We start from the raw sequence: 5,698 nt of genomic DNA, 5'->3' as shown, positions 1-5,698 counted from the left end.
CGTTCCTGTCGCTGGCAGCATCATCGCGGCCTGGACGCTGTTCGGCAAGAACAAGCAGGACAGCTTCTCGCGCACCGAAGCGGAGCGGGCGCGGCTGGACGCGGAGAACAAGACGCTGCGCCAGAAGCTCAGCGAGTGCGAGGACATGAAGCACCGCTACCAGGTGATGGTCGAATTTCTCGGCGACATCCTCAGCAACGCTTACCCGCTGGACTGGATTAAAACCCGCGCCCAGACGCTGAAAGACAGGGAGAAGCCATGAACAAGATTCAGCGAAGTATCGACGCCGTGCTGAGCGGCAAGCTCCAGATCGAACGGGAGCCGAATTACTGCCTCAAGGCAGACCGGCAAGTCATCGAAGATGCCAACGGCTGGGCAGGCGGCGAGTGGTACAAGCGCATGGGCATCTGGAGCCACTTCACGCCACTCAACAAACAGCGCGCCCCCACGGTGCCGTGGGCGCGGAGCATGGAACAGGCCTTCATCGACCTGAAGTGGACCGTGCCGGTCAAGCAGGCGCGGGCGGGTGACGTGGTGTTCTCCCGGCTGCCTTCCGACTTCGGGCACATCGGCCTGCTGGGTGAGGGACCGGGTGGGCAACTGTGCGTGCTGGAGAACGCCACCGTGCGCCGGGGCAAGTCGCTCGGCGGTGCGCTGAACTGGGTGCCGCTCTCGGAGTGGGGCGGCCTGACGACGGTGGGCCGGATGCCGGATGTGTGGGTGTTCGACGTTTCAACGCCAGCGCCGACTGTGGTTGCGGTGAAGCCTGCACCAGTCTCCGTGCCCACTGTGCCGAGTGGGCCTCGCGTGCTGCTGGAAAACGAAGCGGGCGGCTGGGACAACGTGGCCGGGCAGCGCGTCTCTCGCGGCGGCGTGACGATCAACGCCACCGATCCGAATGCGGTGTGGATTGCGCTCAGGGGGGAAGGATGAAAAAGACGTTGATCCTCGGAATGCTGTTCCTCACTGGTACGGCGGCAGCGCAGGAGGTGCCGGGCTTGCCCTCGCTGGACCCGTCAAAGCTGGGTGCGGACGTGTTCGCGCTGGGCGGCGTGGTGCTGCTGATCGTGCAGTTCGTCAAGCGCCAGGTGGAGCGAGCGGGTAAGAAGCCTAGACCCTGGGCATGGTGGGTCCTGAGCGTGCTGCTGGCCGAGGGCGGCGCGGCGGGACTGTTCTATTCCAAGTTCGGCGCGACATTTGACAACCTCCCGGTGCCCTGGGGCTGGCTGGCCTACGGGTTACTGGCGGGCCTGGCCGCGTCCGGCTTTAAAGATCTGGTCATTGGTGTGACGAAAGGCAAACCGAACGTTGCGCCGTCTACCAGCGGCCTGGAAGCCATGCCACTGCTGAGCTTCCAGGCCGCTGGGCCGCCGCAGGATGACCCCGACTTCCCCGCCGCGACCCGCACCGACTGGCCCGCCGTAGTCGGTGACGATGCACCGCTTGCTGATCAGCCCGTCAACCCGCCGCCTGTTCCCGCCGTCACCGTGTTGACGCCCTCGTTTTAGGAGATCCCATGAACGAACTGCTGAAGCTGCTCACCGGCATGCTGGGCGCGAATGTGCCCATTGCCGCTGCCCTGAAACTCGCCCCGATCCTCGCGCCGGTCGTCATCGACCTGGCTGACGGTGACGCGCATCTGAGCCAGGAGAACCGGCGAAGGTGCAGGAAGAAATCGAGCACCTCAAGGAGCGTGGTGAGCTGTGAAAAAACGATTCGGACTCTTGGCTCTCACGGGCATCATCGCCCTCGCTTCCTGCGCCCCAGCCCTCCAAACGGCTCAGCGGGAAAGCGCTTCACTGAAGATCGACGGCGCGAGCGTGGTCTTCATCAATCCCGGCCCGGACACGGCGGCGGCCCCAGCGCTACTGCTTTCCGGCGACTTCGTGACCACTGACCAGAACTGCCGGAAACGGGCCAGCGGGTACACCGGCTGCACCCTGCCGGATACGCCAGCGGGCAAGCTCTACCGGGTGATCATCGACCAGGGCCAGGTCAAGGCCGGCAGCGTCACCTTCTACCGCACCAGTGGTGGCGTGCGCCCGATCTATCTGCGGCTGCCGTGAAAAACTATTGTCTTGCCGCAATCGTTTTAGGCCTGCTGCTGACGGCCTGCGCTCCCCAGGTCACACACAAGCTCGCCGGTTGCACTGCCCGCCTCAGTGACTGCCCCGACTCTCAGCAGCCCGCAGATCTCCGCGTCCGCCCTGGTGACGGTGAAGCTTGACGGCGCAACGGCCCTCATCACCATCAGGCCCGGCGTGGCCCTGGCGGTCGTGCGGGCGCGCCTGGCGAACGGCAGCTACAGCGTGGCCCTGCAAGACGTTGAGCCTGATGGGGATGACGACTTCGACTTCAGCAAGTAGTTTAAGATCATCGAATGGAGGCAAAATGAGCGAGATCGATCTCATCACTGAACTTGTCAGGATCACCAAAGAAGCCCACGAAGAGGCTAAAATTGTTCGTGAAGAGGCCGAGGTTGTTTTTGTCGCAGCAAGAAAGGCATCGACGCTCGCCAAAATGGCCGAAAAGAATGCCAATCTCGCTGCCGAGATGTGGCAGATACGGCTTGAGGAGCGTCTGAAGAGGGAGGCGGAATAACCCGCTCCCCCAACACGAACGGCCCGCGCATCATCGCTGGCCGTTTTTTCGTCGTGCGCCGGGGCATGTGGAGAGAGCACTCTCGCCTGGCGTGCAAATAGGGGAGCAAAGAAGGGAGAAGGGGCGGGGACACTGGCATTGATGGGCAGCTGTATTTCAGGACGCCGGACGGACGCACAGTAGAGCGGGCAGTCATCAGCCTGAAGGCCGGAGTGAACCGGACGCCTGCGATGATGCGCGAGTTGCGGGGCACAGTGGAGCGGGAGAAGGCAGCGGTCGGCATCCTCTTGCTGGCGCACGAGCCAACGCGGGGGATGGTCAGCGAAGCGGCGAGCGCGGGAATGTATACCTGGGAGGGCAAGTCCTTTCCGAAGCTGCAGATCGTTACGGCCGAGCAGATCATCGCCGGGGTTCAGCCGGACCTGCCGCGCGGATCGATGAACGTCAGTTTCGAGCGCAAAGAGGCACAAAGTCTGACGGGTCGGAAGCCGCCTAAGGATTCTGGAGCCAGGCCGCTCTTCGACTGACCTTCCCAACCGAAGTCCCCGCCCTGGCCGATGCCGGGAGCGGGGGGCGCTTTGCGTTTGATGGTTCAGCGGGTGAGTTCAGGGCCTTTCCAGCGGCGTTTGTTCGTCCTAGCCACCCGCTGAGGGTTGTGGATCGCCTGGACCGCATAACTAAAAGTCATCAAGGCAGGAAAACTGCCCAGGACTGCAACCAGCCACCAAGCCGTCGAGTAGCGATCCAGCAACATCAACATGACGCCAATTTGGACCATGCCATGCAGAAAAAAACTCAGGGTCCCCCACAAGAGTCGCCGCCTCAAAAACAGGTATGGAGCGTCGCGGTAATGCAGCTGACGCGCACAGCTGTAGAGCAAGCATGTGGCCACAAACAGCAGCAGGCAGTCGGCGGTGAGTGAGTAGAAGAAAAGCACATCCTACTTTTATGACAAAGCTGCGCCGTAGCACATGTCCTTTTGCATAAAGGTTCTTTGAGCGAACGGGTACCTCTGGGGGTACCCGTCCCGCGTCAATACAGTGGCTGAGCTAACGGTGTTAATCGCTCAGGTAGTCTTCCGGCTCGATCCCTTCCATGACTTGGCTGATCTCCGCACCGATCTCGGCCCGCAGTTCCTCGGCCTGCTGCTTGTCCGGCTTCCAGTTCTCGAAGCGGATCTCTGCCTGACGTGACACGGCCACCCGCATCTCGAAGTCTGGGTACTTGTCGCCTGCCCAGATCTCCAGCCCTTCTTGCAGGAACGCGGCCATCTTCTCGCCATCCCACTCGCGGACATGGGTGGTGTCTTTGCCCGTCTTGGTTTTGATTGGTGCGGGCGGAACGAAACGAATTAGGACATTTCTGGGCATGGCGTAATGGTAGCAGGCCGGATAGGGGAGGGGTGCGCGTGCGTAATTCGTGCTAAAAGGTCCAGCCTCCTCCGGCTTCTAGCCTCTATGCCCGAGCTTCTCCCTTCGTGCGTAATGCTGTCCCAGACGACAAAAATAGAACTCGTGGCGTCTCGTGGCTCCTTATGGATATGAGCGCGGCGGTAATTTGCAAGCAGGATGTCCACGGTTCGAATCCATGTGCCTCCACCAGCCAGAACGACAAAAATTCCACTCCTTGGAGTGGGATTTTTGCTTTGTAGCCAGTTGTTGTAGCCAAGGGGTCGTTCATGCACTCGTTTTGCATAGGCAAAAACTTATCCACAGCTTGAGCCGCAGCTGTGGATAAATTAGGTTTGGGACTATTTTTGCTAGCGATGATCATTTGATGAAGAGGGGAGAGCAGCTATTCGATCCCCTCCCCCGGATCCACCACGATTTCCTGGAAAGCTTCATTTTTTGGGCTGCATGACGATCTCTAGGCCGAGGGCGTCGAGGATGGCAGGCCAATGGCTGTCCTCCTGAAGCGCTTAGCGCTGGGCTTCTTCGGGAGAGAGCGAAAATTCGTAAAGCAACTGCTCGACGTGGCTCTTGATCACCCCGGTCTCGGCTGACATGGGCTTGCCGGTCACGCCGGAGTAAACGAACATGCTCAGTACCGTGTACATGCCGCTTGCCGCTGGGATCAGGGCGTAAAGCCCTCCGGACGTGCCAGGAATCAGCGAGCGCAGGAACAAGGCTTTGGGTGACTCAGCGGGGAGTAACGTAGATTTTGTCCGTGCCATTGATCAGCGTGCCGGTGCCAACCTGCTGATTGGTGGCTGGGTCGAACAAGAGCACCGTCCGCTTATCGTCTGGGCTCGGCTGGTGGGCGGGCTGGTGAGCGGGCTGGGGATTGACGGCCGCTGCCACCATACTGAGGTAGCGGGCCCACGGCCATGTCGGGCCGGGGCAGCCCTTGCGCGCCGAGCGGTCGGGTTGGACCTCGTTGTGGCCGGTGATGTGCAGCCGATTGACTGGGATACTGTAGCGTTTACAGACCCCGCCAACGAGCTCGGCACTGGCCTGCAGCTGGGCCTCGCTGGGTGTCCAGGGCCCGCTCCTCGGCTCCCCTTCGTGCTCGATGCCGATGCTTCGCAGGTTCATGGGCCAAAGCCCGGCGTGGTAGGCGGCGTCGAGTTCCTGCACGCTCTGAATCACGCTCCCGTCCATGCCCACGATGTAATGGGCCGAGACGTTGGCTTTCGGGTCAGCAAACCATGCTGCTGAGCTCTTGAGCGTGCCGTCAGCGACGTGGCAGACCACCCCGGTCAATCTGGTTGCCCTGACGGCCCTGGGTGAAGTTGTGGGGACTGGCAGGGATCTGGGCGATGGTCATGGTGTTCCTCCAGGGGGATCGGGCAGCCAAGTAGGCATGGCCTCGCCGTGCTTGGCCGCCAGGGTGTTGCCGTAGAGCCGTCCAGGTACTGGACCGCTTGTGGTGCCCCTTCCCGACTCGCCTGCTCGTATTCCGTAGACCGATCCCGGCTGATGACCTCAATTTCCGGATGCTGCACAAGCCACTGAGTCACGGTTTCGGCCTTGCGATCTGGCAGAAGATCTCGCACCGTTGATATTGCAAGACCCCTGTGGAGGATCAGTTCGGTCTGGCCCAGTATTCTTCGAATCGAGTGGGTGAGCGGTACCCCAGGCTGGAATGGCGTCGCTCG

At 61.5% G+C, this 5,698-nt stretch carries 12 protein-coding genes; 7 read left to right on the top strand and 5 right to left on the bottom strand.

Features of this window, described 5'->3' with window-relative positions:
- The 3 genes from GUI70_RS22035 to GUI70_RS22025 all read left to right on the top strand — a co-directional run.
- On the top strand, positions 1–262 hold a 262-nt coding region (locus GUI70_RS22035), incomplete at its 5' end, for a hypothetical protein (protein WP_161884427.1).
- Positions 259–933: a hypothetical protein gene (locus GUI70_RS22030; RefSeq protein ID WP_161884426.1), complete on the top strand. Its 675-nt coding sequence runs from the start codon at positions 259–261 to the stop codon at positions 931–933. The genes GUI70_RS22035 and GUI70_RS22030, both read left to right, overlap by 4 nt.
- Positions 930–1,508, top strand: coding sequence for a hypothetical protein (locus GUI70_RS22025; RefSeq protein WP_161884425.1), 579 nt, complete (start codon positions 930–932; stop codon positions 1,506–1,508). The genes GUI70_RS22030 and GUI70_RS22025 overlap by 4 nt, the downstream gene beginning before the upstream one ends.
- On the opposite strand, the gene GUI70_RS25110 is transcribed toward GUI70_RS22025, so the two are convergent.
- Entirely contained in the window at positions 1,505–1,639 is a 135-nt protein-coding gene (locus GUI70_RS25110; protein WP_272952921.1) for a hypothetical protein, read from the bottom strand. The two genes, GUI70_RS22025 and GUI70_RS25110, sit on opposite strands and share 4 nt — an antisense overlap.
- Before the next feature lie 64 nt (positions 1,640–1,703).
- Between GUI70_RS25110 and GUI70_RS22020 the strand changes: the two genes are divergently transcribed.
- From GUI70_RS22020 to GUI70_RS22005, 4 genes are all read left to right on the top strand, one after another.
- Entirely contained in the window at positions 1,704–2,066 is a 363-nt protein-coding gene (locus tag GUI70_RS22020) for a hypothetical protein (protein WP_161884424.1), read from the top strand.
- Positions 2,067–2,162: 96 nt separating this feature from the next.
- Positions 2,163–2,366 carry a hypothetical protein gene (locus GUI70_RS22015; RefSeq protein WP_161884423.1) on the top strand — a complete coding sequence of 68 codons (204 nt, stop codon included), beginning with the start codon at positions 2,163–2,165 and terminating at the stop codon, positions 2,364–2,366.
- A gap of 25 nt (positions 2,367–2,391) precedes the next feature.
- A complete protein-coding gene (locus tag GUI70_RS22010; protein ID WP_161884422.1) occupies positions 2,392–2,601 on the top strand; it encodes a hypothetical protein in 210 nt (69 codons plus the stop codon).
- Between the two features lie 212 nt (positions 2,602–2,813).
- Entirely contained in the window at positions 2,814–3,128 is a 315-nt protein-coding gene (locus tag GUI70_RS22005) for a hypothetical protein (protein ID WP_202630557.1), read from the top strand.
- A gap of 65 nt (positions 3,129–3,193) precedes the next feature.
- Here the strand turns inward: GUI70_RS22005 and GUI70_RS22000 are convergent, their stop codons facing one another.
- The 4 genes from GUI70_RS22000 to GUI70_RS21985 form a co-directional block, all read right to left on the bottom strand.
- Positions 3,194–3,538 (bottom strand): hypothetical protein, encoded by a 345-nt coding sequence (locus GUI70_RS22000; protein ID WP_161884421.1) that lies wholly within the window; start codon positions 3,536–3,538, stop codon positions 3,194–3,196.
- 121 nt (positions 3,539–3,659) lie between these two features.
- Positions 3,660–3,971 carry a hypothetical protein gene (locus tag GUI70_RS21995; RefSeq protein WP_161884420.1) on the bottom strand — a complete coding sequence of 104 codons (312 nt, stop codon included), beginning with the start codon at positions 3,969–3,971 and terminating at the stop codon, positions 3,660–3,662.
- A 548-nt stretch (positions 3,972–4,519) separates the two neighbouring features.
- On the bottom strand, positions 4,520–4,657 hold the full coding sequence (locus GUI70_RS21990; protein WP_161884419.1) for a hypothetical protein: 138 nt from the start codon (positions 4,655–4,657) through the stop codon (positions 4,520–4,522).
- A gap of 82 nt (positions 4,658–4,739) precedes the next feature.
- Positions 4,740–5,294 (bottom strand): N-acetylmuramoyl-L-alanine amidase, encoded by a 555-nt coding sequence (locus GUI70_RS21985; protein ID WP_237725114.1) that lies wholly within the window; start codon positions 5,292–5,294, stop codon positions 4,740–4,742.
- Positions 5,295–5,698 lie beyond the last annotated feature (404 nt).

The sequence above is a fragment of the Deinococcus alpinitundrae genome, assembly GCF_009982895.1.
GTDB classification, from domain to species: Bacteria; Deinococcota; Deinococci; order Deinococcales; family Deinococcaceae; genus Deinococcus; species Deinococcus alpinitundrae.
Note: the sequence above shows the minus strand (reverse complement) of the source record. Positions and strands in the feature narration are given on the sequence as shown.

What these genes read in the sequence shown, in the direction of transcription:
- GUI70_RS21995 (WP_161884420.1), bottom strand. Translation starts at nt 3,971, where the DNA reads ATGCCCAGAAATGTCCTAATTCGTTTCGTTCCGCCCGCACCAATCAAA.
- GUI70_RS22030 (WP_161884426.1), top strand. Translation starts at nt 259, where the DNA reads ATGAACAAGATTCAGCGAAGTATCGACGCCGTGCTGAGCGGCAAGCTC.
- GUI70_RS25110 (WP_272952921.1), bottom strand. Translation starts at nt 1,639, where the DNA reads ATGCGCGTCACCGTCAGCCAGGTCGATGACGACCGGCGCGAGGATCGG.
- GUI70_RS21990 (WP_161884419.1), bottom strand. Translation starts at nt 4,657, where the DNA reads ATGTACACGGTACTGAGCATGTTCGTTTACTCCGGCGTGACCGGCAAG.
- GUI70_RS22025 (WP_161884425.1), top strand. Translation starts at nt 930, where the DNA reads ATGAAAAAGACGTTGATCCTCGGAATGCTGTTCCTCACTGGTACGGCG.
- GUI70_RS22010 (WP_161884422.1), top strand. Translation starts at nt 2,392, where the DNA reads ATGAGCGAGATCGATCTCATCACTGAACTTGTCAGGATCACCAAAGAA.